Below are 25402 nucleotides of genomic sequence, written 5' to 3'. Positions count from 1 at the left end.
GGACGCCGACCTATACCAGGGTAGGAGCTCAGCCGCGCTGGGCGGTGACCCGCTCGGATTCGATGCGCCGCTCGCGCAGCGCCGGGTCCGGATTGACCACCTGCACCAGTGCGGCCCCCGCCGCCAGCACCGAGACAAAACCATCGATCAATTCGGCCGGGGTATCCCAGGAGGTGTTCGAAAGCACCCGGTCGCCCTCGGAAAACCCTTGCAGCACAGCGGATTTTCTGGCCTCGGCGAGCACCTCGGAGACCGGCATCCCGCCCAGCGCCACCCCGGCGCCGCGCGGCATGAACTGGTCGCCGTGCACCCGTACGGAGGTGGCGAAATCGGTGATGCCGATCGGCAGATCCCGCACCGGCATGCCGAAGGCATCCAACGAGAGCGCGGCGACCTCCGGAATACCGTCGGTCTCGTCCAATCGCTCGGCGGTCGCCAGCGCCAGATCGGCATCCGGATCGGGCCCGAGCACTACCTCGGTCCCCGCCCACCAGCAGCCGAGCAGCACCGCGGCGGTCTGCCAGTGCGCGGGCAGCAGCACCGCGACGCGCGCGCCCGGGCTCAGCCCGAATTCGTCGCGGATCAGATTGGCGGTCTTGGCCGCCCAGTTCGCCAGGGTCAGCCCGGAGAGTTCGATCCGGGCGCCGGTGGCATCGTCGTAGTAGGTGACGCGCGGACCGGCCGGGTCGCGCTCGAGGATCGGATCGAGTACCGCCTCGGTGAGTGTCAGCACGTGGTCGTGGTCACGCATCGGTCAATTCACGCATGGTCAATTCACGCATTTCGGTCCGTTCTGGCCTGCGTCGATCGGTGGAGCCGGCGGTACGGGCGTTGCGGTGCTCGACGTTCTGGAGAAGTCGAACACGCTGCCCGCGGTCGAGCCCGGACCAGAATAGTCGCTTGCCAGCACGACGCTGACCGAATCCGGGGACAACGTGCTGTCCGCGATGACTGTCAGCCCGCCGAGCGCCTTCGCGACCGCCTTGGCCTTCGGATTCGAGGTATCCATCGCGAGCACTCGACTGCTGGTGACGCTGGACCCGGTGTAGTTGCCGACCATTCCCTCTTGGAATCCCTTGGCCGTCAACGCCTGTGCCACCTGCCCCGCGAGCCCGCCGATCCCACTCGCATTGAACACACTGACGCTCACCGATGCCGGATCGATCGTCGGCTCGGCACGATCCTCCGACTTGCCGTCGACCAGCGACGCCACATACGACTTCACCGCTCTCGGATCCACCCGGACGACCGATTCACCATCGCTGGTCGTGTCGTTGAGATCGGCGACCGGAATCGTCTCGAAACTGACCTGACCGCCCGAAAGATCCTTCAACTGTTGCAGAAACGCCAGTACGTCCCAATCGTCGTCCAGCACGACGGTGCGACCAACCGCATCGCTGAGATTGTGCAACTTGCCCGGATTGCTCAGTGTCTTGGCGCTGAGGACCTGGCCGACCAACCGCGCCATGAAGACCTGCTGGCGCACGATCCGGTCCAGATCGCCGCGCGGCAGATCGTGGCGCTGGCGTACGAAGCTCAAAGCCTGTGGGCCGTCGAGCTTCTGACGACCCGCCCGGAAGTCGGCGCCGGACATCCATTCGTCCACGGGATTGTTCAGGCAGACATCGACCCCGCCGACCGCGTCGGTCAGCAGCACGAACCCGAGCAAACTGACCTCGGCGTAGTGGTCGACCGTAATGCCGGTGAGGTTGGCCACTGTCTTGATCAACGCTTGGCGACCGGCCTGGGTGGACTGCTTTTCCGCGTCGGCCTCCGAGACGCCCTGGTTGATCAGCTTGCGGCGCTGAGCCTCTTTGGTCGTGCCGTAGGCCGAGTTGATCTTGCTCGTGCCGATGTCGGGAATGTCGACATAGGAGTCGCGCGGAATGGAGATGGCGGTGGCGGAGCGGCCGTCGTTCGGGACGCGAACCAGCACGATGGTGTCGGTATTGGTGCCGACCTCATCGCCCGCATGCAATATGGCGCGCTCATTGCTGCTGAGCGCATTGCCGTGCGCGTCGGTGCGGCTGTCCACGCCGACCAGCAGGATGTCGACGGCGCCGTCGCTGCCGCCGCCGAGGCCGAGGCCGCCGATGCGTTCGATATTCGAAATCAGCGAGTCGACGCTGTGCCAGGCGAATCCGGTGATGAGCAGGACCAGCACCGCGCCGGCCGCGACGAACGCGCGCAGCGGACCCAGGCCGCTCCCGGCTGCGGGTAGTCGCGACGACGCTGTCGCCCTCATCTTCTGCGGCACCACTGCATCCTCTCGCCGAAACCGAGCATCCTGCTGCGCTTGCCCGCGCGCTCCCAGCTGATGTACCGACTGCGCAGCGCCGGTTCGTGGAAGCCGACACGTCGCTGACTCGACCGCCCCGCCTCCGATAGCCCCCGTCTTGCTTGCCCCGAGGCTAACCGACGGCTACTGCGGCGGACCACAACCGCAGGTGCCTCGGCGTGCCAGACTCGTGCCCGTGACCGCGATATCGCCCTCATCGACCGTAGCCGCGCGCCTCGTCGTGACCGGTGCCGGTGGGCAGTTGGGACGCGAACTGTTGCACCGCGCACCCGATGCCCACGCCTTCGGTCGCGACGAATTGGACATCACGGACGCGGATGCTGTGCGCGCCGCACTCGAACCGGGTGATGTCGTGCTGAACTGCGCCGCCTACACCGCCGTCGACCAGGCCGAATCCGATCCCGAGGCCGCCTTCGCGGTCAATGCGACCGGACCGGCGGTACTCGCCACCGCCTGTGCGGAGGTGGATGCCCGATTGATCCATATTTCGACCGACTATGTGTTCGCGGGAACTCACGCCAAGCCGTATGACACCGCGGACCCGACCGAACCCGCCACCGTCTACGGCAGATCCAAATTGGCCGGCGAACAGGCCGTGCTGGCAACCGCGCCGCACGCGCACGTGGTGCGCACCGCGTGGGTATACACCGGGCGCGGAAGCGATTTCGTCGCGACCATGCTGCGGCTGGAACGCGAACGCGACACCCTCGACGTGGTCGACGACCAGCTCGGCTCCCCGACCTACGCCGCCGATCTGGCCGCCGGACTCCTGGAATTGGCGGGTCGGCCGGATGCGCCACGAGTGCTGCACGCCACCAACGCCGGCCAGGTCAGCTGGTTCGAATTCGCGCGGGCGATATTCGCCGGAATCGGCGCGGATCCGACTCGGGTGCGCCCGTGTGACTCGACCGCATTTCCGAGACCCGCACGGCGCCCGGCATATTCGGTGTTGTCCAACCGTTCCTGGGCCGATGCCGGACTGACTCCACTGCGCCGGTGGGAGGTCGCACTCGGGGACGCGCTGTCGGGGTTGTCACAGTAGGCTGCATGCCCGTGAGGGAGCGACAGCGAGTGAACCAAAAACACAGCGCGCAATCGCGCACGACGGAGCCGAGGGTCAGCGAGGCGCGGTCGTGAACGATTCCGGATCTGCTGCCCCTGGTGGCCTTGTCGTCGTCACGGTGACTTATTCACCGGGCGAGCACCTCGAGCACTTCATTACCACCCTGGCCGCTGCCACCAGCGAAAAACCGCAGGTGATCCTGGCCGACAACGGTTCGGTGGACGGTGCGCCGGAGCTGGCGGCGGAGGCCAACGCACACGTGCGACTGCTGCGGACCGGCGGAAATATCGGTTACGGCGGTGCGATCAACCGGGCGGTCGCGGAGATCGATCCGAGCGTCGAATTCATCGTCATCGCCAATCCGGATATTCGCTGGGGCAGCGACTCCATCGACAAACTGCTCGCCGCCGCCAAGCGCTGGCCGCGCGCCGGCGCGCTCGGACCGATGGTGCGCGAACCCGACGGCAGTGTCTACCCGTCCGCACGCTCGGTGCCCGGACTGCTCGACGGCGCCGGACACGCCATTCTCGGCACGGTGTGGCCGTCGAATCCGTGGACCCTGCGTTACCGCCAGGACAACGAGCAGATCTCCGAGCGGGCCGTCGGCTGGTTGTCCGGTTCGTGCCTGCTGGTGCGGCGGGCGGCCTTCGATTCGATCGACGGCTTCGACTCGCGCTACTTCATGTACATGGAGGACGTGGACTTCGGCGACCGGATGGGCAAGGCGGGTTGGCACAACGTCTTCGTGCCCGACGCCGAGGTCACCCATGCCAAGGGGCATGCGGCCGGACGCCATCCCGAGGTGATGCTGCCCGCGCACCACGCGAGCGCGTACCGATTCCAGGCCGATCGGCATCCGCACTGGTGGCAGGCGCCGTTGCGGTTGGCGTTGCGGGCCGGACTTGCGATCCGTTCCCGAATTGCGGTTCGATCTGCGCTGCGTCAACAGGCGCGGGAAGCCCAGAGCTAACGTCACAAGTTCGGCACACAACAGTGCCGAACCCGTGTCGCTGGGTACTGAAACTGGTGTCTGTCCGGTGACGCGCACCACCGAGCACACGATCCACTGTGAACAGGGAGCATGATGGCAGGAAATGCAGGCACCGACGCCGTGATTCTGGTCGGCGGCCAGGGCACGCGGTTACGTCCGCTCACCCTGTCGGCGCCCAAGCCGATGCTGCCGACGGCCGGACTGCCGTTCCTGACCCACCTGCTCGCCCGCATCGCGGACGCCGGAATCACCCACGTCGTGCTCGGCACCTCGTTCAAGGCGGAGGTCTTCCAGGAACACTTCGGTGACGGCGCCGACCTCGGCCTCGACCTCGAGTACGTCACCGAGACCGAACCGCTCGGCACGGGTGGCGGCATCCGCAATGTGCTCCCCAAGCTGCGCGCCGACAACATCATGGTGTTCAACGGCGACGTGCTCGGCGGCACCGATCTCGGTGCGATCCTGGACACCCACGAGTCCACGCATGCGGATGTGACCCTGCATCTGGTTCGGGTGAGCGATCCGCGCGCGTTCGGCTGCGTGCCGACCGACGAGGAGGGGCGCGTCACCGCCTTCCTGGAGAAGACGCAGGATCCGCCGACCGATCAGATCAATGCCGGTTGCTACGTCTTCCGGCGCGAATACATCGAGAAGATCCCGGCGGGGCGGCCGGTGTCGGTGGAGCGCGAGGTGTTTCCCGCGCTGCTCGCCGAAGGTGCCCGCGTGCAGGGCCACGTCGACTGCTCCTACTGGCGCGATATGGGTACGCCGGAAGACTTCGTCCGCGGCTCGGCCGACCTGGTCCGCGGCATCGCCCCCTCCCCGGCCCTGCCCGGACAGCGTGGTGAATCTCTCGTCCACGAGGGTGCGGGCATTGCCCCGGGCGCGCTGCTCATCGGCGGCACCGTCGTCGGGCGCGGCGCCGAAGTCGGCGCAGGTGCGCGCCTCGACGGAGCGGTGCTCTTCGACGGCGCCCGCATCGAAGCAGGCGCCACCGTGGAACGCTCCATCATCGGCTTCGGCGCCCGCATCGGCCCCCGCGCCCTCGTCCGCGACGCCGTCATCGGCGACGGCGCCAACGTCGGCGCCCGCTGCGAACTACTGCGCGGCGCCCGCATCTGGCCCGGCGTCGACATCCCGGACGGCGGCATCCGCTTCTCCACAGACGTGTAGTCCCCAGGGACTCAGCTGAAGCCGACGGCCTGTTCACCCCAGGCGGTGTGCAGGTCGCGGTCCGGGTCGTCGATTACCCGGTCGATGTTGTCGATCAGGAGTGTGTTGCGGGTGCCGGGGCGGTAGGGCGGCCAGTGTTTGGAGCCGTCGATGGCGGCCGGAACACCGTGGGTTGCGAAGGCGAGCCAGCGGCGTTGCATGCGACCGGAGACTTCCATCGCTACCTTGCGGCCGCCGAGCCAGAAGGTGGGATCGTGGTTCAAGGTGCCGAAATTGCCGAAGACATAAGGCAATTCGGTAGCGTGACCGGCGCCGACGCGGGCGGCCTTCAGCATGGGGGTGGCGTGGTCGAAGCGGTACATCCAGGTCGGTGAATGCTGGGCGTGGCCGTCGGCGACCCAGTGGGCCGGCATGCGGAAGGCCGCGTCTGTAGATATGGCAAGCGCGCCACGGATTTTCGCGAGATCCGGATAGGCCGAGGTGATTTCGGCGATGCGCTCTGGCGACATCTGCGGATGATTGGCGGCCACATCGCGCAGCATGGCGTTCACCGCATCCGGGGTCACCGGCATGATCGGCGAGCGGAGGACGCGGAACAGCGAAGCCTCGTCCTTATTGGTGCCGATGATCAGCGGCACGCGATGCGAACGGCCCTGTTGGAAGCGGTCGATGGGATAGGTCGGGACCAGATAGCCGTCGACGACCGGCGCGGCGGCCAGTCGGCCCGGCTCCTTCATCGGAATCTCGTCCAGCAGTATGCCGGCGGCCGTCACGATCCGGTCGATCGGGCATTCCAGCAATTCGCTTGCGCGCGAATGCGGCAATTCGATCAGTTCCAGAAAGCGCTGGGCCACAGCGGCAGCCCGCTCCTGGCCGAAAACCGTTGTCGCGGGCGGACTTTGCGCGATCGCCTGATGGAACAGTCCGACCGCAGGCGGGGAAGTCAGCAGTGCGGTCACGCAGCCGGCGCCGGACGATTCACCGAATAGCGTCACGTTGCCCGGATCGCCGCCGAATGCGGCGATATTGTCGCGAACCCATTCCAGTGCGGCGATCTGGTCGTGCAGACCGAGGTTCGGCGTGAAATCGTCGGAGAGCGAGGACAAGTCGAGGAAGCCGAGGGCGCCGAGGCGGTAATTGACCGTCACCACGACCACGTCACCGGCTTCGGCCAACTTGCGGCCGTCGTAGATCTCCTGGGCCGCGGTGCCGAGGCAGTACGCGCCGCCGTGCAGCCACACCAGAACCGGGCGGGGCGCACCGGTATCAGCGGAACTGCGCGGCGACCACACATTGAGCCACAGACAGTCCTCCCCGGTCCGCAGGTCGGAGTCGACCGGGACCATATTGCCCATTGTCTGCGGGGCGATCTCGCCGAAGGTCGTGCACTCGCGGATGCCATCCCACGGCTGCGGCGGCACTGGCGGCCGGAACCGGTTCGGACCGGTCGGCGCGGATGCGTACGGAATGCTGCGCCACACCGCGACCGGTCCATCCCAGCGTCCACTCACGCGCCCCCGGGTCGTCTGGGCGACCGGCTCGGTGTCGCCGACCTCGGAGCCAGGTTCGATATCGAACTGCTGCGTGGTCATCTTCCGCACCTCCTGCCTACGCCCCGGGCGGGTGCGCTGCGCGTTTGCTCCGGCCGGGTCCAAGCACCTAGCGATCTCTTATCGAGAGTACGTCCAGTTCGACGGTGGGATAGGTGGCACGCACCTCTCACCCTTGGCGCTACGCTGGGCCGATGCCGAGTTATAGCTTCCGGTGCCGCAGCTGTGGCGACACTTTCGAGGTCGACCGTCCGATGGCGGAGGCGTCGAATCCGGCGGCCTGCCCCAACGGCCACGACGACACGGTCAAGCTGCTGACCACATTTGCGACGGTCAGCAGGGGTGGCGGCGGCGCGGCGTCACCCGCGCCCGCGCCGCGGCCCGCAGGTGGCGGGTGCTGCGGTGGCGGCTGCTGCTCATGAATCCGGCGCGATGATCGGCGTGGTCGGCATCACACTGGGTCGGGTCGGTCTCGCTTGTCGACGTGGCCGAGGTCACGGTCCGGTGCGACGCGGTCGCGCACGCGCTGCTTGAGTACGGCGATATCCGGGAATCCGCCGTCCGCTTTGCGCTCCCAGATCTGGTCGCCGTCGATGGTGATGCGGAACACGCCGCCCGTGCCGGGGATCAGCGCCACCTCACCGAGTTCGGTGGCGAAGGTGCTCAGCAATTCCTGTGCCATCCAGCTCGCGCGCAGCAACCAGCGGCATTGCGTGCAGTATTCGATCGCGACACGTGGCATGGGTTGCACGCTACCGGTCACGGTTCGATGATGCCGTCGAGGTAGGCCCAGGCGCCGTCCACCCGGGCGAATGTGCTGACCTCGTGCAGAGATCCACGTCGGCCTTCGGCCTTGTAGTGGGCGATGAATTCCACGGTGCCGGAGTCGTCGAACGGTCCGCCGCGTTCGGTGCGCACGATCTCCAGGAACAGCCAGCGCTGGGCTGGATCCAGGTCGAGCGCCTTCGGTCGCGTGCGCGGATGCCAGGACCGCAGTAGGTATTCGGTATCGCCGACCGCGAATGCGGTGTAGCGCGAACGCATCAGCGCCTCGGCCGTCGCCGCAGGCCGCTCCCCTGCCAGCACCGGTCCACAGCAGGCACCGAACGGCTCCCCACGCTTACACGGGCACGGCTGTGAATCGTCCATGACTCCGAATCTTGCTCGCCGTGCGGATCACTGTGCGCTCCGGGTGCCCTGATCGAGATCAGGGCACTGGCGGAGGAGGCTGGGTCGGTCGATGCCCGCGCCGCTTCCACCTGATCTTGATCCATGCGTTCGAGGAAGCTCGGGGCGGCGTGTTGTGCGGAGTGTCGCGTAAAGGCGCAGTGACATGGGCGATCCGGCAACTGGGGGGCGACGAATCACGGTGTGGATAAGCGGAATTGTCGACACCGACCAAGGAGCCCGCCATGGGACTGCTGAATGTGTTGAACATGTTGGGAACCGGTTCCGCCATTGCCTCGGAGGGCCTTTCGCTGCTGGCCGGAATCATCGGACTGTTCAGTCAGTCCTGACTTCTCGATCCATCCAGCCGGTGGCGGCTGTGGCGAGTGAGGTGGCGATGGCCGCGGTTTGCTCGCGCCAGCGGCGTAGTTCGGTAATGCTCGGGGCGAGTTCGTAATCGTGGTGGTGGGCGGCGCGGGACAGGGCTGCCCATACCGTCGCGACCTGCGCGGCGGTGGCGTCGCCCGCGAATACCCGCAGGGCGAGCAGTTGGGCGCGCATCGGGCAGCGCGCCAATTCCGGTGCCACCCGCAACCACAACTCGTCGACGGATTGTTCGAGCGCGAGCCGCAGAATCCACACCGTCGCCCGCGACCACAGCCCGTCGGCATCGGTCACCGACCCGTCGAGCAGCCGATCGACCGCATCGAACCGCTCGGCCACCGTGGGCCGCGGTGGATGCGGTTTCCCCGCCACCCCCTGCTTGCGCGCACCCCCTCGCCGCACCGCCCCCACCTTCGGCCGCCGAGCCCCCCGAGTCGTCCGACCCTGCCGAGCCGCGCCGCTCTTCCCAGCCGATTCGTCCGGTACCCCGACTTGCCTTCCCGCCCAACGCTTTCCGCCGTGCCCGACCGAACTCCCCTGCGAGCCGCCAACCCCCTCCCGACCAGCACCGTCTGCTCGACCCTCGATACCTGGTAACTCCGCGCCACCCAAGGGATCACTTTCCCGCGCCCGACCATCGTCCGCGTGGTCCCACGTGCCAGCGTCATCACGCGCGGCGCTCACCGCCACCCCCGAGCTATCGATGCGTAGCACCCGTTCATCGGCGTAGCCAGCCGACGAACTTCTCGGTGTCCGCGATCAGGTCGCGCATGCTGCGGCCGATGGGTACGTGGGCTCCCGCGGTGGCGTCGCGTAAGGCGTCGACGACCCATCTGCCTTCCCTGGCGAGGTGTTTGTTCAGGTCGTCTACTCGGCCGCCGATACCCATGACCGCGAGCGCGACCATTGCGCGAGTTGTTTGTGCGCCTTCGATGTGGCGTTCGACGTCGCGGTGGTCCATGCCGTCGGCGAGCAGATTGCGCCGGGCTCTGGCCAGGCTGGCCGCTTCCACGGCGGAGCGGCAACAGGTGGCTACCAGTTCGTCGGCGATCGCCGGGGGGAGTTGGGGGGTGCGGACCAGGGAGCGGGCGTCGTCGAGGTAGCGGCGGATCGGGTCGCTCGATACCCGCACTTCCACCACCGAGCGTTCGCGGCGCTGCACTTCGAGCACGCTGGCGTCGAGTTGCATGCGCCGCACCGCCTCGGCCAGCCGCTCGTCATGGGTGAAGACGATGACCTGCCGCGTCCATGCCATGACCTCGAGCACCCTGGCCAGTCCGTCCACCTTGGCCGGATCCATGGCCTGCACCGGGTCATCGATCATGACGAAGCGAAAGGGGCTGTCCTCCACCGTCGCTCGCGGCAGGAACAGCGAAAGCCCGAGGGCGTGCAGCTCCCCCTGACTCATCACCCCGAGCGCGGCGCCGTCCACCTCGTCGACGGTGACATCGAGCAGCACCCGCCGCGCGGTTCCGGCGTTGCCCTGCAATCGAATCGCACCGAGCTCGACATTGCTCTGCTGACGCAGTGTGCGCCAGACCCAGCGCGCCGTGGTCTCCAGCGGCGCCATCCGCTCGCCGCGCAATCCGGCCGTCGCGGATTTGAGCCAATCCTCGGCGCGCTTGAGTGTACGCAGTTCGCTGCCGTTCGCGATGATCGCGCGGGCACCCTCCAGCCAGCCGCTGATGCGGGGCACCAGCGGCGCCCACACCTCGTCGAGGCGGTTCAGTTCTTTGCGGGTGCCCTGTTGCAGCAACTCGAGTTCGTCGACCAGGCGAGTGTGCGCACCGCGCAGTCGATCGGGTAGGTCAGGCGAGTAATCGGCGCCGGTCAGCGCCGCCCAGTCGGTCCAGGCGCGACGCACCGCGGTGGTGTCGACGGTGGGCGGATTGCGCGGATCGAAATCGAGTTCCGGGGGGATATGTTCCGGGAGTGCGCGGGCGTCGCGGACGGCCTGTCGCAGTGCGGCCCGCGCGCTCGCGAGTGCGTCGACTCGGGAAGTCAGCTCGGCAATCGAGGCGTCCGCGCCGCGCAACCACGTCGCGTCCAATTCCCCACGCCCACAGACCGGACACGCACATTCCCCGCTGGCACCGACATGATCACGCGCCCGCCGCAGCAAGTCCAGCACCCGCAGATCGGCCTCGGCATCGGCGGTCGAATCGCGCGCGAGCACCGTGCGGCACTCTTCGAGGCGAGCGGCGATCGCTTCGACTTCGGCACCCGAGGGCAAGACCAGTCGCACGATTGCCCGCAGCCCATCCGGCCCGACCGGATTCTCGACCGTGCCGAGTACCTCGCGACCGATGGCTCTGAGATCGGGGCGGTCCGGGCGCAGCAGCGCCGCCATCCGCACCGCACGGTCGTCGGCCACCATACCGAGCGCGGTCATTAGTTCGATGCGTGCCTGGCGCGAATCCCTTACGGCGCGTTCGAGTTCCAGTCGGCGGGTGCGGATCCGCTCCTGTGCCACGGTCAATTCGTCGAGGCCGAGCAGCCGGTGCAGCGCGTCGAACAGATCGCTCGGTTTGCCGTCGACGAGTGCGCCGAGTTCGCTGTAGGACAGGAAAGGGCGATACAACTCCAGCAGACCGGCCCAGCGGTTGCCGTCGAAATCCGTTGACGCGGTGTCGGATCGCTGTTCGGTCCAGTGCGCCTGGCCCAGATCCGCCTGCGGTGACCACTCTTTGGCAATGGTCAGCTCGGGATCGGCTCCGGTGGTGAGCAATTCGAGTTCGATGCGCGCCGAGCCGCCGTCGTGCAGATTCCGCCAGCCCTCGCGCCATGCCGCCGACCGGCCGTCCCAGCGACGATTACTACCGGTGAGCACCAGCTCGGCGGCCTCGGCGAAGCTCGACTTGCCACTTCCGTTGCGGCCCACCACCAATGTGAGACCCGGCCCCGGCGGCAACTGCAGTGTCGCTTCGGGTCCGATACCGCGGAAGCCGCGTACCCGGATCGCACGCAGGAAGATGCCGGAGCCATCGAATTCGGTTGTCAGATCATCCGACTCGCCGCCACCGAGGGCGCGGAGCACGGTGTGCGCGACGTCGGGGGTGACCGCAGGATCGGCCGCGAGCCGTCGGGATACCACTTCGGTCAGGCGCGGTACCGCCGCAGTATCGGTTCCGGGATCTGTACGCATGCGTAAACCCCCTCGACCACAAACCGCGGCACGTCCTCCAACCCCGCACGGGTATCACTGTTGAAAGCTGAACGAGACGCTACCCGATGGCGTCGAATTCGCCCACTGCGGCACCGTTTCGCGCGACCGGAAGGGGAAAAGCGAATCTGCCCGCGGGGATGGTATGGCCATCGAACAGGCTGGGCCCCGCTCGATGTCCACCCCTCGCCAACCCCGGCGGGCAGCTCGATGGTGTGTCACCCGATTTGGGTGGCTCGGTCGGAGCCGAACAGGACAGGATGCCAGAATCGGGCAACCAGCGCAAGATACAGTTATCGCCGAATCCGTCGTCCCCGCAGCGTATTCCAGAAAAATAGCCGCTCACCACCTAACTTGTCGGTGGGCTGCGGTAGAAATTCGGCAACCGAGCAATGGGGGAAGACATGACATACAGTCGATCCGGGGCCGCCGGATGAACCAGGCGGGAGCCATACATATGACCGCGCCGTGGACCGTGGAACAGGTCAGCGCGCTCGCACCCGATGCGAGCTCGCTATCCGCCGCGCGCAAGCTCGCCGGACGCTGGCGCGGCACCGGGCAGTCGGACACCGCGCTGTGGGGCCTGTGTCAGGGCAGCGGCGCCAAGCCGTATCAGACAGTTGTGGCGCTGGCGGGTCCGGCGTACAAGTGCTCGTGTCCGAGCCGCAAGTTCCCGTGCAAGCACGCATTGTCGCTCTTGCTCGCCTGGTCGGGCGGCGCGGTCGCCGAAGCACCGATCGCGGACTTCGCGGCGGAATGGATCAACGCCCGCGCGGTTCGCGCGGCCGAGCCCGCCACCGACTCACGGGCCCGCACGGCCAATCCGGCGACCGCCGAACAGCGGCGGGTCCGGGTGACGGCGGGGCTGGAGGAACTGGATATCTGGCTCGGCGATCAGGTGCGCACCGGGCTGGCTCAGACCGATCGCTCGTTTCGCGCCTTCGAGGCGATCGCGGCCCGAATGGTCGACGCGCAGGCCCCCGGCGTCGCCGCCACGTTGCGCCAGCTGCCGACCACCGTGGTGACCAGGGCGGACTGGCCAGAGGTCGTACTCGCCGAATACGCGAGGCTGCATCTGCTGATCGCCGCGCACCGCCGACTCGACGAATTGTCGCCGGAGCTGCGGGCCTGCGTCCGCACCCATATCGGCTATCCGACATCCGCCGAATCCGTGCGCGCCGAACCCGCTGTCCGGGATCAGTGGCAGGTACTCGGCATCCGGACCAGCGAGGAGGAGCGGCTCTACACGCGCCGAACATGGTTGTACGGCAGGCGGACTCGACGCTGGGCGCTGCTGCTCGAACATTCCTTCGGCACGCCGAGCTTCGCGGCGGAGGTACCGCTGCCCGGCATGATGGCCGAAGCGGATCTGCACTATTACCCAGCTGGCGCGCCGCTGCGGGCACTCTGGGGCGAACGGCACGGTGCGGCCGAACCGTTCACCACGCTGCCGGTTGCCGACGGGACGATCGCCGCCGTGTTGACCGGGCATGCCGGGGAACTCGCGGGCGATCCGTGGTTGCGATCGCGACCGCTGCTGCTCACCGATGTCGTGCCGGTGTGGACCGAAAATGGCTGGTACATAACCGAATCCAACGGCACCGCGCTGCCGGTTGCGGCTACCGAGCAGCCGTGGCGACTGCTCGCGGTGTCCGGTGGGCACCCGGTGACGCTGGCCGCCGAATGGGGCGTGGCCGGATTGGTGCCGATCTCGGTATTCACCGCGGGTGAGGTCGTCGATGTCGACAGTGCGGAGTTCGGCACGCGTGCGATGTCGAATGCGCCTGCTGCGCCGGTGTCGCAGGAGCTGACCTCGGTGGCGCTGCTCGGCACGGCCCGCAGGGCGGCGGATCCCGTGCGGCTCGAGGCTCCGGTGGCCGCCGCGGCGACCCGGTTGCGCACCGATCCGGCATTTGTGCTTCTCGAATCTGCCGCGCTACGTGGCGCTTTCGCGCGTGGTGGCGTATCCGTCAGTACGGCGACCAAGCCCGAAACCGCCGCGGATGACGCGCGGCGACTTCTGCCCCGCGCCGCGGCATCCCGACTCGCTCGCCTGTTGCGGGAGCGGTCCCCCTTCCTGCCCGAATGGTTCGCGGCCGCAGCACCGTTCGACTATCGCGCCCCGGATGCACTGTGCGCGCTGCTGCTCGCGCAGGCGAAGGCGAATACCGAACTGCGCGAACCGCTTTTGCAACTGGCCGGAACCCGCGGCCGCTGGCTGTCCGACCAGCATCCGGACTGGCGCGACCTGGTGCGGCAAGGGCCTTCCGATGCGCCGACGGCGCAGAGCTGGCAGTTCGGCCAACCGCCCGAGCGCCGGGAATGGCTCGCCCAACTGCGCCGACGAGATGCCGCAGCCGCACGTGCGGCGCTGACCGCGTCCTGGCCGAAGGAATCCGGCCCGCTGAAGGCCGAACTCTTGGCCGTACTCTCCGATGGGATTTCGGCCGATGACGAACCGCTGCTCGAGACCGCGTTGGACGATCGACGATCGGATGTCCGGCGAATCGCGACCGGACTGCTTCCGCTGCTATCGGATTCGGCATTCACGCAGCGCATGACCCGGCGCGCGAGCGCATGGGTCACGGTCGAACATCTGCTGCTGCATCCGAATCTGGTTGTCCGCATTCCGGAGGAGCTCGACGATGCCGACCGCAGGGACGGCATCAACGACCGCGCGGTGGAGTTCACCTATCGCTGGGACGGCGCACCGGACCTGCGCGCGGGTCGGCTGCGGCAACTCGTGGCGGCGACACCGTTGCCGCACTGGGAGTCCGAACTCGGCGCACCCGATAAGGCCACCCGGGCCAGGATCAGTGACCGCTTCCGGCAGCCACTGTTCGACGGTTGGGTGGACGCCACACTGGCACAACATGATTCAGCCTGGGCGCGGGCGCTGTTCGATGCCGGGGTGCCGACCGATCTGGCCATGCTTCGACGCCGCGAATTGTTCGCGCTGCTGCCACTCACCGATCGCGCCCGGCATCTGCTGCAATTGGACGGCGCGTGGCTCTCGGAGCTCGAGGCGCTGCTGCCCGCCATGGGCCATCCGTGGCCGGAACCCCTTGCCCAACACCTGATGCTGTTGTTGTTCGAACGCGCACGTGCCGCGGCCAAACGCCCCGAAGCGCACGGCACCGGTCCGAGCGCGCATCGGTCGCTGCTGTCCGCGGCGGCCGTGCACCTGCCCGTGAGCGCGGCGCGTACCGCCACCGCGCTGGCGCGCCGATGCACCGATCCCAATTGGGAGCGAGCCTTCGATCAGCTCGCCCATGACCTCAACCACCGCTCGATGATGCTCGAGGAGTTGCAGTGACCACAACCGATTCGAAGCCGGAGCTCTTGCGTCCGCACGCCGAACAGGCTTATGCCGAGGAACTGCGGGCACTGGCCGCGATCGATGATCGGCCGCGGCCGCCGTCATGGCAATTGTCGCCGTGGGCGGTCGTCACCTATCTGCTCGGCGGCACGCTCGACGACGGCACCGTGATCAGCCCCAAGTACGTCGGGCCGCGACGGCTGATGGAGGTGGCGGTCGCGACGCTGGCGACCGATCGGGCGCTGCTGCTGCTCGGCGTGCCCGGCACCGCGAAAACCTGGGTATCGGAACATCTTTCGGCCGCGATCAGCGGTGCGTCGACCCTGCTCGTACAGGGCACCTCGGGTACCGCCGAAGAAGCGATCCGCTACGGCTGGAACTATGCGCGGCTGCTCGCGGAGGGGCCGAGCGAGGGTGCGCTGGTGCCGTCCCCGGTCATGACCGCGATGCGTCGCGGCGCCATCGCCCGGATCGAGGAACTCACCCGCATTCCGTCCGATGTCCAGGACGCGCTGATCACCGTGCTGTCCGAAAAGACCCTGCCGGTACCGGAACTCGGGATGGAGGTGCAGGCCGCCAAGGGCTTCAATGTCATTGCCACCGCCAATGACCGCGACCGCGGCGTCAACGATCTGTCCTCTGCTCTGCGTCGCCGCTTCAATACCGTTGTGCTGCCGCTGCCCGCCAGTGAGGACGAGGAGGTCGCGATCGTGACCCGCCGCGTCGAACAACTCGGCGCCGCCCTCGAACTTCCGGCGGTTCCCGCCGCGGCCGAGGAAGTCCGCCGGGTCGTGCGCGTCTTCCGCGAGCTGCGTTCCGGCATGACCGCCGACGGCCGCACCAAACTCAAGACGCCCTCCGGCACCTTGTCCACCGCCGAAGCGATCTCGGTGATCACCAACGGCATCGCCCTGTCGACACACTTCGGCGACGGCACCTTGCGCGCGTCCGATATCGCGGGCGCGGTCCTCGGCTCGGTCATCAAGGATCCGGTGGCCGACGCCGTCATCTGGACCGAGTATCTGGAAGCCGTTGTCCGCGAACGCCCCGAATGGTCCGACTTCTACCGCGCTTGCCGCGAGGTGCACGGATGAGGCGGCACCGCCGACTGATCCGACCACACCGCATGTTCAACCGGGAGTGACACGGTGAGCAAGACAAACACGGCCGACGACCGTGGGGACGACCAGCAGAACGCCGCCCAGACCGGTCCGGTGACCCGGGTGTTCGGCATCCGGCACCACGGCCCGGGTTCGGCCAGATCTTTGCGCACCGCGCTCGAGCGGTTTCGCCCCGACGCGATCCTGATCGAGGGCCCGGCCGATGCCGACCCATTGGTCGGATACGTTGCGGCCGAGGGAATGTCACCGCCCGTCGCGCTGCTGGCCTATGTGCCGGACCAGCCCGCCAAGGCCGCATTCTGGCCGTACGCGGTGTTCTCCCCCGAATGGCAGGCGCTGCGGCATGCGGCGGAACACGCAGTGCCGGTGAAGTTCTGCGACCTTCCCGCGACCACCGTCCTCGCCACCGAAGACGAACCGGGTGACCGCATCGATCCACTCGCCGAATTGGCCGCCGCGGCCGGCTACGACGATGCCGAACGCTGGTGGGACGCAGTGGTCGAATCCGTTGCCGACGCCGACGCTTTCGAAGCGATCACCGAGGCAATGGGTGCACTGCGAGAAGCCGCTGAACGAGGCATGTTCGCGATCGGACCTGCCACGGACGCAATCGAAGACACTTCGCCCGGCCGACAGCCGCACGAGATACCCGGCATTCCGGCGGGTGGAGACCCGAGCAGCAAGACGTTCGAGCCCGACGACCAACCCCGGCCCGCCGCACATGCCGAGTCGGCCAACTCGCGGACCGGTGACATTGTCGACGAGGCGATCGAGCTCGAAGACGTTGAGCGCCAAGCCATCGGGATCGACGCGCACACCTTGCGGCGCGAGGCGCATATGCGGCAGACGATGCGGAAGGCGTTGAAGGAAGGGGCACAGCGGCTTGCGGTGGTGTGTGGGGCATGGCATGCACCGGCATTGACGGGGAAGTTGGGGCCTGCGACGGCGGATGCCAAGTTGCTCAAGGGGCTTCCCAAGGTGAAGGCAACCGTGACCTGGGTGCCGTGGACGCATTCCCGCCTGGCGACGACATCAGGATACGGTGCCGGAATCACCTCGCCGGGCTGGTATCACCACCTGTTCACCGAGACCGAACAGCCGGTCGCGCGCTGGCTGACCAAGGTGGCGGGGGTGTTGCGCGCGCACGATCTGCCGGTTTCCAGTGCGCATATCATCGAATCCGTCCGGCTCGCCGACACGCTCGCGGTGCTGCGGGCTCGGCCGCTGGCGGGGCTGTCGGAGGTCACCGAGGCGGTGCGGTCGGTGATGTGCGCGGGCGATGAGACGATGGTGCGGCTCGTCGCGTCCGAACTGGTGGTCGGCGAGGCACTCGGCGCAGTTCCCGATGGCACGCCGACCGTCCCGCTGGATGCCGATCTGCGTGCCCGGATCCGCACACTGCGGCTGAAGCAGGAAGCCCTGTCCCGCAACCTCGATCTCGACCTGCGCAAGGAGCGCGAGGTCGAACGCTCCCGACTGCTGCACCGGCTGCGGGTACTCGGAATCGACTGGGGCACGCCGACAACCGGCGAGGTACGCAGCACCGGCACCTTCCGCGAATCCTGGACGCTGCGGTGGCGACCCGAATTCGCGGTTTCGATCGTCGAGGCCTCCCGCTGGGGCACCACCATCCGCACCGCGGCGGAAGCCAAAATCCTCGACACCGCGGGCCGTGCGGGCAGCACCGTCGGCGACCTCACCGCCGCACTCGAGGTCGCGCTGCTCGCCGATCTCGGCGACGCCACCAACGGTCTGATCAGCCGCCTGGAATCGGCCGCGGCACTCGACCACGACGTAACCCATCTGCTGGCCGCGCTCCCCGGCCTGACCCGCACGCTGCGCTACGGCGACGTCCGCGGCACCGACACCGAAGCTCTCGCCCACGTCGCGGACGGCCTGCTCGTGCGGATCTGCGCGGGGCTGCCCGGTGCGGTCACCGGCCTCGATACCGATGCCGCCGAACAACTCCGCAGCCAGCTCGATGCCGCGCACACCGCCATTCACACGCGCGACAACGACTGGGCCACCGGCGAATGGCTGGCCGCTCTGCACCGCCTCGCCGACCGTGACGATGTGCACGGCGCGCTGGTCGGTCGTGCCGTCCGACTGCTCGCCGATGCCGGACGCATCGACGAATCCGATTCCGCGCGTAGGCTTTCCGCCGCCCTGTCGATCGGCAATACCGCCGCCGCCAAGGCTGCCTGGATCGACGGCTTCCTCGGAGGTCGCGGCCTGCTGCTGGTCCACGACCGAGAGTTGTTGCGGCTCATCGACAATTGGCTCCGCGGTCTCGGCGACGACATGTTCGTCGAGATCCTGCCGCTGCTACGCCGCACCTTCGGCGCATTCGGATCCGGCGAGCGCCGCGCCATCGGCCAGGCGGTGCGCGACGGTGGCTCCGGCACATCGTGTACCGGCGCGGACACGACCTTCGATGTGGAACGAGGGCTGGTCGCCATGCGTACGGTCGCGGACATCCTCGGAGTGCCGGTATGAGCCCGACGCGCCTAGCACCGGATCAACTCGCAGCGATGCACCGACGACCGCAAGGCCTTCCATACCGAGCCGAAGATCGTCGCCATCCGCATCGCGAGCGATTCTGCCCACTCGTCGGGCATTACGACGCGATCAGCTCGCCGCACCGCATTGTGCAATGCGGCTGCCAGGACAGCCCAGCAGCCGCCCGACGCGCTCCTTCAGCACCGCGCTCGGGCCCTCGACCGACCAGAACGACGATGTGGACCAACCAGAACCACGATGTGGTGGCATTCCGCCGTCACCTATCTCCCGGAGTGACCGGATGAATGCGATCGATGAAACCCAGTCCAGGCGTTGGCGTCTGGTGCTCGGCACCGCCGCCGAACAACCCCTCGGCGGCTTGGGTTCCGCGGATGACGAGGCCATGGATCGAGCCTTGGGCGCGGTCTACAACACCGACGACCAGAGCTCCGGTAAGCGCTCGGCCGGACTCGGCGGCTCCGCACCGAAGGTGGCCCGCTGGCTCGGCGATATTCGCACCTACTTCCCGTCCGCCGTCGTCGAGGTCATGCAGCGCGACGCCGTCGATCGGCTCAATCTGACCCAGCTCCTGCTGGAACCGGAACTCCTCGAAGCGGTCGAACCGGACGTGCACCTGGTCGGCACCCTGCTGAGCCTGAATCGGGTGATGCCCGAAACCACCAAGGCGACAGCGCGAATGGTGGTCGAGAAGGTGGTCCGCGAAATCGAACAGCGCATTGCCGCACATACCGTCGCGGCGGTATCCGGCGCATTGAACCGCGCCGCCCGCGTGACCCGACCTCGGCTGCGGGATATCGACTGGGACCGCACTATCCGCAAGAATCTCGCCAACTACCTTCCCGAACACCGGACCGTCGTGCCCGAACGTCTGGTCGGCTACGGCCGCAAGGCGCAGGCGGTGCACCGGGATGTCGTCCTCGCCATCGATCAATCCGGTTCGATGGCCTCCAGCGTGGTCTACGCCTCGGTGTTCGGCGCGGTCCTGGCCTCGATGCGGTCGCTGAAAACGTCGCTGGTCGTTTTCGATACCGAAGTCGTCGACCTGACCGAACAACTCACCGATCCGGTCGAGGTCCTCTTCGGCACCCAACTCGGCGGCGGCACGGACATCAATCGCGCCATCGCCTATTCGCAATTGCTCATCACCCGCCCCGCGGACACCTTGTTCGTCCTCATCTCCGACCTCTATGAGGGCGGCATCCGCGAAGAGATGCTGCGCCGCGTCAATGCCATGCGGGACTCCGGCGCCCAGGTGGTCGTCCTGCTCGCCCTCTCCGACGACGGCGCTCCCGCCTTCGACCACGACAACGCCGCCGCTCTCGCCGCCCTCGGCATACCGGCCTTCGCTTGCACCCCGGACAAGTTCCCCGACCTGCTCGCGCTAGCCCTCGACCGGGGCGATATTCAAGCCTGGGCCAGCCGAAATGCCGGAACCAGTTGAGTGCCAGCGCGTCGGCACCGGCTGCGGTCCCACCGGTCCCATCGCACCCCACGCCGTCGCCGCGGCAGGCACCAGTGGATGCAGCAGCGCTGACAATCCGAGCGGCACCACCGCGACGATCGCGTTGAGCCAGTGGTGATTACCGGTCCCGACCACGACCACCGTGGTGAGCACCGGATGTGCCAGCGCCAGCCACCGCCAGGAACTCCGGGTCGCCGCAACCACGGCGAAGGCCGCAGCAGGGCCCACCCCACATGCAAGGATAGCCTCGGGCTGGATCGACCCGGAAGCCCTGGCCTATCGGGGTATTCGCCGCACTCGCCGCCGAAAGGTCGGCGGCACACCGGGACACATCTTCCGCAACGGAATCTTGTCAGCGGTCGATCACTTCGGCGACAGCGACTCCACCGGAGCGATCTGCGGCAGCATCCTCGGAGCTCGCTACGGCCGCCGTGCCGTCGCGGACGAGTGGCGCACCATGCTCGATGCCGGTCCGGTCATCGAGCATTCGGCCGCGGACTTCTGCGGCGAATTCGGGCACACTCCGCCGACCGACGCCTATGCTGCGCCGACGGCGAAGTGCCCGCTATTTTCCGAAATAGACCTACAGGTCAGCGATGGCGGCCAGGGGTGGGGTGCGGGCGGCACGAATTCCCGGCCACAGCGCGGCGAGAACACCGACCACGGCCGAGCTGATGAGCACCAGCACCAGTTGATTCCATGGGATGGCGATCTCATCTATGCCCAGGTCACGCAGGGTTCGCAGGAAGCCGACACCGAGACCGAGGCCGAGCAGCATCCCGACGATCGCGCCGAATACCGCTATCAGCATGGATTCCAGATAGATGCTTCGGCGTACCTGAGCCCGCTGCATGCCGACCGCGCGCAACATGCCGATCTCGCGACGCCGCTCCACCACCGACAGCGCGAGGGTATTGACGATGCCGAGAATCGCGATCACCACCGCCAACGCGAGCAGCCCGTACAGGATGGCGAGCAGCGTATTGATCTGCTTGCCCTGGGCGCCCTTGAACTCCTCCCGATCCTGCACCTGGACCACGACGAACTGCTCGGTCGCATTCTCCAGATCGGTGCGCATCTGAGCCAGATCGGCACCAGGCTGGGCCTTGACGAACATGAACAGGTTGGTCCGGAAGTTGGTCGGCATCACCTCGTCGTACATGACCGGCGACACCACCAGCGGACCGAGCAGCGGCGTCTTCTTGTAGATGCCGACCACCTGGACCGGAATCTTCTTGAACCCCAGGCTCGTCACGCTGACCTGATCGCCGACCTTCCAGCCGCGCTTATCGGCCTCGTCCTGCGACACCATGACATCGTGATCGCCCAGCGTGTTGGTGCCCTTGATCATGTCGTAGTTGATGACACGGTCGGGCGAGCCGTCGAATTCGGTGCCGGCCAGCTGCTCATCGCCGACCTTGAACGCGACACCGCGCAGGCCGACCACATCGGCCACCCCGGGCACCGATTTGCGCACGGCGTCACCCGCACCGAGCGGCACCCCGATCATCTGCGGTCCGGCCAGCACATAGTCGGCCTTCACGCCCTTGTCGACGAGCACGCTCACGCTGGCCTTCGCCGACGCGCCGAGCATGCCGATCGCGGTCACCAGCATCAAACCGAGGGTGAGCGCGAAAGCCGTTGCGGCAGTACGTCGTGGGTTGCGCGCGGCATTATTGCGCGACATCCGGCCGATCGGGCCGAACGGCCGCAGCAGCACCCCGAGACCCCCAACCACCGGCCGCGACAATGCGGGCGCCGCGAGCAGTACCGCGAAGATCAGGCCGAGCGCGCCGATCCCGACCGTCAGTGCGGCATGGCCGCCGGTCTTCTGCGCACCGAGCACCACTAGCACCACACCCGCGACGGCCAGCGCACTGCCGAAACCGGTCCGCAGCCGCAGCGATTCACCGGCCGAGGCGAACTCCTCGCGCATGGCCTCCACCGGCGGAATCTTGGCGGCGCGACGCGCGGGTGCATAGGCGCTGACCACCGTCACCAGCAGTCCGACGAGCAGTCCGACGATCACGGTGCGCGGCAGCACCGTCAACGATCCGGTCGGCAGGCCGAGATCGAACGCATTGAGCAGTGCCGAAAGCCCGAAGGCCAGACCGATGCCGCCCACCAAACCGATTGCGCTGCCGACCAATCCGATGACCAGTGCCTCCGCCACCACGGATCGGCCGACCTGTTGTCGACTCGCGCCGACCGCACGCAGCAGCGCCAGCTCACGCAACCGCTGGGCCACGATCATCGAGAAGGTGTTGTAGATGATGAAGGTGCCGACGATCAGTGCGATCGCGCCGAAGGCGAGTAGGAAGTAATTGATGAAGTTGAGCGCGTTGGAGACTTCCTTCTTCAGATCGGCACGCACCTGATCGCCGTTCTGCACCTTGTAATCCACCAGCACGTTCGCGATCTTGTCGCGTAGGTCGTCACCCGGTATACCGACGGCCGCGATATCGATATACGCGACATGCGAGCCGTCGGTGAACAGCTGGCGGGCCTGCGCGTCGTCGAAGAGCACGCCGATGAAACCGCCGGTGTCCGAAGGGACTTCGTAGATTCCGGTGAGTGTGACGTCGATCGGGTTGCCGTGCGAGGGAACCAGCACCTTGGTCTTGTCGCCGACATGCAGACCGGCGCGTTCGGCGCCGCCGGTATTGAGTGCGATTTCGCCCTCGTGCGCGGGCGGGACGCCCTGCACGAACTTATCCGGTTCGGCGACCGCCTTATCCGGCGGAATGTAGGATTGGCCGAAAGTCGGTGCGCCACCGGTCTGTACGGCCTTCTTACCGTCCGGATACAGCAGCACCAGCGGTCCGTTGACGCTCGGCGCGACCGCCCGCACCCCGTCCATCTTCGAGATCTGGTCGACCACGCTGAGCGGAATGCCCTGTGCCTGTTGTTTTTGCGGACTCACCCGCACATCGACGCCCTTGGCCTGATTGGCGAAGATCCCGTCGAAGGTCCGCTGGAGGGTATCGGTGAAGACGAATGAGCCTGCGATGAATGCGGTTCCGAGCACCACCGACAGCAGGGTCAGTGCCAGTCGCACCTTGTGCGCGGCGAGATTGCGCAAGACCACCTTGCGCATCGGTTTGCCGCTCATCAGACCTGCTCCAGCGACTTCATCTTGTCGAGCACCGATTCAGCGGTGGGATCGCGCAACTCGTCGACAATGCGACCGTCCGCGAGGAACACCACCCGGTCGGCATATCCCGCCGCGTGTGGCTCATGGGTGACGATGACGACCGTCTGCCCGAATTCGTCCACCGCCGCGCGCAGGATCGAGAGCACCTCCTCCGAGGCGCGCGAATCGAGATTACCGGTCGGCTCGTCACCGAAGATGATCTCCGGCTTACCGGCCAGCGCCCGCGCGCACGCCACCCGCTGCTGCTGCCCGCCGGACAGTTCGCTCGGCCGGTGGGTGAGTCGATCGGTGAGCCCGAGCCGCTTGATTACCGTATCCAGCCAGTCCTGGTCGGGCTTGCGGCCCGCGATATCCAGCGGCAGGGTGATGTTCTCCTGCGCGGTCAGCGTCGGCACCAGGTTGAATGCCTGGAAGACGAAGCCGATGCGATCGCGCCGCAGCCGGGTCATCTGCTTATCGGAGAGCCCGGCGAGATCGGTATCACCGATCCGCACGGTTCCGGTGCTGGCACTGTCCAGGCCGGCCAGGCAGTGCATCAGGGTCGATTTGCCAGATCCGGAGGGCCCCATGATCGCGGTGAACTCCCCCTTCACGAATTCGGCTGAAACCCCGTCCAGTGCCTTGACTTGCGTATCTCCGTGGCCGTAGACCTTCACCAGGTCGATGGCGCGCGCCGCGACAGTGGCGGCAGCCGATTTCTCGAGGTCGGCACCTAGGGCTTGCGAAGTCATGGAACCCAGTCTGTCCGGTATCGCGCGCCCGCGCCATCAGGGACCTCCCCCAAGTCTCGAGGAAACCTCAGAACTACGCCGACCGGCCCAGACCGAAGACCGTCGGATCCTGCGCGAGGTCGCGGAAGTAGCGCGCGGCGTCCGGCACCAAACGCCGTTCGGCGAGATCGAGCAGACCACCGACGCCGACGATCTCGGCGGAGACCGTGCCATCGGCCTTGCGGATCTCCTGGATGGTCCGGTGGGTTTTGCCATCCCAGGCGAAATCGCAAGTGACAGTGACCTCGTCGCCCACGAAGAGTTCCTGTTTGAATTCGAGCGTGACCTGCAGCGAGATCGGCCCGACCCCGGCGTCCCGCAACTTCTCCTGGGATAGACCGCCCTCCCGCAGGCAGGCCCAGCGCGCCCGTTCCGCATATTGCAGATAGACGGCCTGGTTCATATGTCCGTTGCCATCGATGTCCTCAGGCGACACGGTGATCGAGAGCGCGAATCCCATTGGCTCACGGTAGCGGCGGGGTACGACATCCGCCGCTACCGGCCCGGCCCTCACGCCCTGATGAAGTCGAGGATGTCAGCATCGAGCTGCGCGGCGTGCGGGATCATGATGCCGTGGCCGGTGGCCTCGGAATCACTTGGCCAGTTGCCCTACTCGCCGACGGGCAACACCGAGCAGGCCAGGGGATCGCCACGGACGCCGAGGTTCCGTCGTGAACAAGGAAGAGCTACTTCAGAATCAGCAGCGCCGACTTCTCGATGCGGTCGGCTATTTCGGAGTAGGAGGCGTAGCCCATGCCCGCGCGGACGAGTGCGCCCGCGTAGACGAGTTCGAGGGATTCGACTACGTCCTGGTCGGCGTCGGGGCCGAGGGCGCGGATCAGCCGTTTGCGGATTTCCATGCCGATCCGCGCACGGAGGTGGGCGACGTCGGGATCGCGGCCGAGCAGGGCGCTGGTGACGGCGCCCGCGAGTTCTTGTTCGTCGGCGACGAGCATGGCGATATTGCGGAGTTCGGCGACGACCCGGACGGTGGGGTCCGGGTCATCGCTGACCGGAGCCGAACTGGCGAAGAGGCGACGCCAGAAGATCTCGGCGACGAGATGTTCCTTCGAGGAGAAGTAGGTATACGCCGTGGCGGTGCCGACGCCGGCCGCCGCGGCGACCATGCGGATGGTCATCCCCGCGAAGCCTTCGCGCGCAAGCACTTCCACTGCGGCCTTGGTCAGCTTGTCGACGGTGTCGGCCTGCTTCTCGGTGAGGCGACGCCGGGTCGCCTCCAGGATGATGGACTCACCTTCGGACATG

General features: G+C 67.3%; 20 protein-coding genes and 1 pseudogene. 9 read left to right on the top strand and 12 right to left on the bottom strand.

The genetic code is table 11. The annotated features are described in order from the left end of the window. Positions 1-28: 28 nt before the first annotated feature. Positions 29-751, bottom strand: coding sequence for a TIGR03089 family protein (locus ACQPXH_RS07865; protein ID WP_433601631.1), 723 nt, complete (start codon positions 749-751; stop codon positions 29-31). A gap of 18 nt (positions 752-769) precedes the next feature. Beyond that, a complete protein-coding gene (locus ACQPXH_RS07860; protein WP_433603361.1) occupies positions 770-2245 on the bottom strand; it encodes an LCP family protein in 1476 nt (491 codons plus the stop codon). A 229-nt stretch (positions 2246-2474) separates the two neighbouring features. Between ACQPXH_RS07860 and rfbD the strand changes: the two genes are divergently transcribed. The 3 genes from rfbD (at position 2475) to ACQPXH_RS07845 (ending at position 5526) form a co-directional block, all read left to right on the top strand. After that, the gene (gene rfbD / locus ACQPXH_RS07855) at positions 2475-3341 is read left to right on the top strand and encodes a dTDP-4-dehydrorhamnose reductase (RefSeq protein ID WP_433601630.1); all 867 of its coding nucleotides are present in this window, start codon (positions 2475-2477) and stop codon (positions 3339-3341) included. A 91-nt stretch (positions 3342-3432) separates the two neighbouring features. Next, positions 3433-4332, top strand: coding sequence for a glycosyltransferase family 2 protein (locus ACQPXH_RS07850; RefSeq protein WP_433601629.1), 900 nt, complete (start codon positions 3433-3435; stop codon positions 4330-4332). Between the two features lie 114 nt (positions 4333-4446). After that, positions 4447-5526 (top strand): sugar phosphate nucleotidyltransferase, encoded by a 1080-nt coding sequence (locus ACQPXH_RS07845; RefSeq protein WP_433603360.1) that lies wholly within the window; start codon positions 4447-4449, stop codon positions 5524-5526. An 11-nt stretch (positions 5527-5537) separates the two neighbouring features. Here ACQPXH_RS07845 and ACQPXH_RS07840 read toward each other — a convergent pair whose 3' ends face one another. Beyond that, positions 5538-7118 (bottom strand): carboxylesterase/lipase family protein, encoded by a 1581-nt coding sequence (locus ACQPXH_RS07840; RefSeq protein ID WP_433601628.1) that lies wholly within the window; start codon positions 7116-7118, stop codon positions 5538-5540. Between the two features lie 152 nt (positions 7119-7270). Here ACQPXH_RS07840 and ACQPXH_RS07835 point away from each other — a divergent pair, with 152 nt between their 5' ends. Next, a complete protein-coding gene (locus tag ACQPXH_RS07835; RefSeq protein WP_433601627.1) occupies positions 7271-7498 on the top strand; it encodes an FmdB family zinc ribbon protein in 228 nt (75 codons plus the stop codon). A 29-nt stretch (positions 7499-7527) separates the two neighbouring features. Here ACQPXH_RS07835 and ACQPXH_RS07830 read toward each other — a convergent pair whose 3' ends face one another. The 4 genes from ACQPXH_RS07830 to ACQPXH_RS07815 form a co-directional block, all read right to left on the bottom strand. Then, positions 7528-7818, bottom strand: a complete 291-nt coding sequence (locus ACQPXH_RS07830; RefSeq protein ID WP_433601626.1) for a SelT/SelW/SelH family protein — start codon at positions 7816-7818, stop codon at positions 7528-7530. A 17-nt stretch (positions 7819-7835) separates the two neighbouring features. Continuing rightward, positions 7836-8225, bottom strand: coding sequence for a YchJ family protein (locus ACQPXH_RS07825; RefSeq protein ID WP_433601625.1), 390 nt, complete (start codon positions 8223-8225; stop codon positions 7836-7838). Positions 8226-8579: 354 nt separating this feature from the next. Continuing rightward, positions 8580-9029, bottom strand: coding sequence for a hypothetical protein (locus ACQPXH_RS07820; protein WP_433601624.1), 450 nt, complete (start codon positions 9027-9029; stop codon positions 8580-8582). A 316-nt stretch (positions 9030-9345) separates the two neighbouring features. Beyond that, entirely contained in the window at positions 9346-11772 is a 2427-nt protein-coding gene (locus ACQPXH_RS07815; RefSeq protein WP_433601623.1) for an AAA family ATPase, read from the bottom strand. Positions 11773-12223: 451 nt separating this feature from the next. On the opposite strand from ACQPXH_RS07815, the gene ACQPXH_RS07810 reads away from it, so the two are divergent. The 4 genes from ACQPXH_RS07810 (at position 12224) to ACQPXH_RS07795 (ending at position 20191) form a co-directional block, all read left to right on the top strand. Continuing rightward, positions 12224-15106, top strand: coding sequence for a DUF5691 domain-containing protein (locus ACQPXH_RS07810; protein ID WP_433601622.1), 2883 nt, complete (start codon positions 12224-12226; stop codon positions 15104-15106). Further along, entirely contained in the window at positions 15103-16203 is a 1101-nt protein-coding gene (locus ACQPXH_RS07805) for an ATP-binding protein (RefSeq protein WP_433601621.1), read from the top strand. The genes ACQPXH_RS07810 and ACQPXH_RS07805 overlap by 4 nt, the downstream gene beginning before the upstream one ends. Positions 16204-16323: 120 nt before the next feature. Next, positions 16324-18726, top strand: a complete 2403-nt coding sequence (locus ACQPXH_RS07800) for a DUF5682 family protein (RefSeq protein ID WP_433603359.1) — start codon at positions 16324-16326, stop codon at positions 18724-18726. Positions 18727-19030: 304 nt separating this feature from the next. Then, positions 19031-20191, top strand: coding sequence for a VWA domain-containing protein (locus ACQPXH_RS07795; protein WP_433601620.1), 1161 nt, complete (start codon positions 19031-19033; stop codon positions 20189-20191). Here ACQPXH_RS07795 and ACQPXH_RS07790 read toward each other — a convergent pair. After that, positions 20132-20440 carry a phosphatase PAP2 family protein gene (locus tag ACQPXH_RS07790; RefSeq protein WP_433601619.1) on the bottom strand — a complete coding sequence of 103 codons (309 nt, stop codon included), beginning with the start codon at positions 20438-20440 and terminating at the stop codon, positions 20132-20134. The genes ACQPXH_RS07795 and ACQPXH_RS07790 overlap by 60 nt on opposite strands. Here ACQPXH_RS07790 and ACQPXH_RS07785 point away from each other — a divergent pair. Continuing rightward, positions 20355-20642: pseudogene (locus tag ACQPXH_RS07785) on the top strand (ADP-ribosylglycohydrolase family protein); the annotation flags it as partial. The gene ACQPXH_RS07790 and the pseudogene ACQPXH_RS07785 overlap by 86 nt on opposite strands. Positions 20643-20795: 153 nt before the next feature. Here the strand turns inward: ACQPXH_RS07785 and ACQPXH_RS07780 are convergent. From ACQPXH_RS07780 to ACQPXH_RS07765, 4 genes are all read right to left on the bottom strand, one after another. Further along, positions 20796-23324, bottom strand: a complete 2529-nt coding sequence (locus tag ACQPXH_RS07780) for an ABC transporter permease (protein ID WP_433601618.1) — start codon at positions 23322-23324, stop codon at positions 20796-20798. Beyond that, the gene (locus ACQPXH_RS07775; RefSeq protein ID WP_433601617.1) at positions 23324-24097 is read right to left on the bottom strand and encodes an ABC transporter ATP-binding protein; all 774 of its coding nucleotides are present in this window, start codon (positions 24095-24097) and stop codon (positions 23324-23326) included. The genes ACQPXH_RS07780 and ACQPXH_RS07775 overlap by 1 nt, the downstream gene beginning before the upstream one ends. A gap of 73 nt (positions 24098-24170) precedes the next feature. Next, positions 24171-24596, bottom strand: coding sequence for an acyl-CoA thioesterase (locus ACQPXH_RS07770; protein WP_433601616.1), 426 nt, complete (start codon positions 24594-24596; stop codon positions 24171-24173). Between the two features lie 226 nt (positions 24597-24822). Then, positions 24823-25401 (bottom strand): TetR/AcrR family transcriptional regulator, encoded by a 579-nt coding sequence (locus tag ACQPXH_RS07765; protein WP_433601615.1) that lies wholly within the window; start codon positions 25399-25401, stop codon positions 24823-24825. Between the last annotated feature and the right edge of the window lies 1 nt (position 25402).

The sequence above is a fragment of the Nocardia sp. CA-135953 genome (genome assembly GCF_050955735.1).
In the GTDB taxonomy this organism is placed as follows: domain Bacteria; phylum Actinomycetota; class Actinomycetes; order Mycobacteriales; family Mycobacteriaceae; genus Nocardia.
This window is presented reverse-complemented; position numbering and strand designations above follow the sequence as displayed.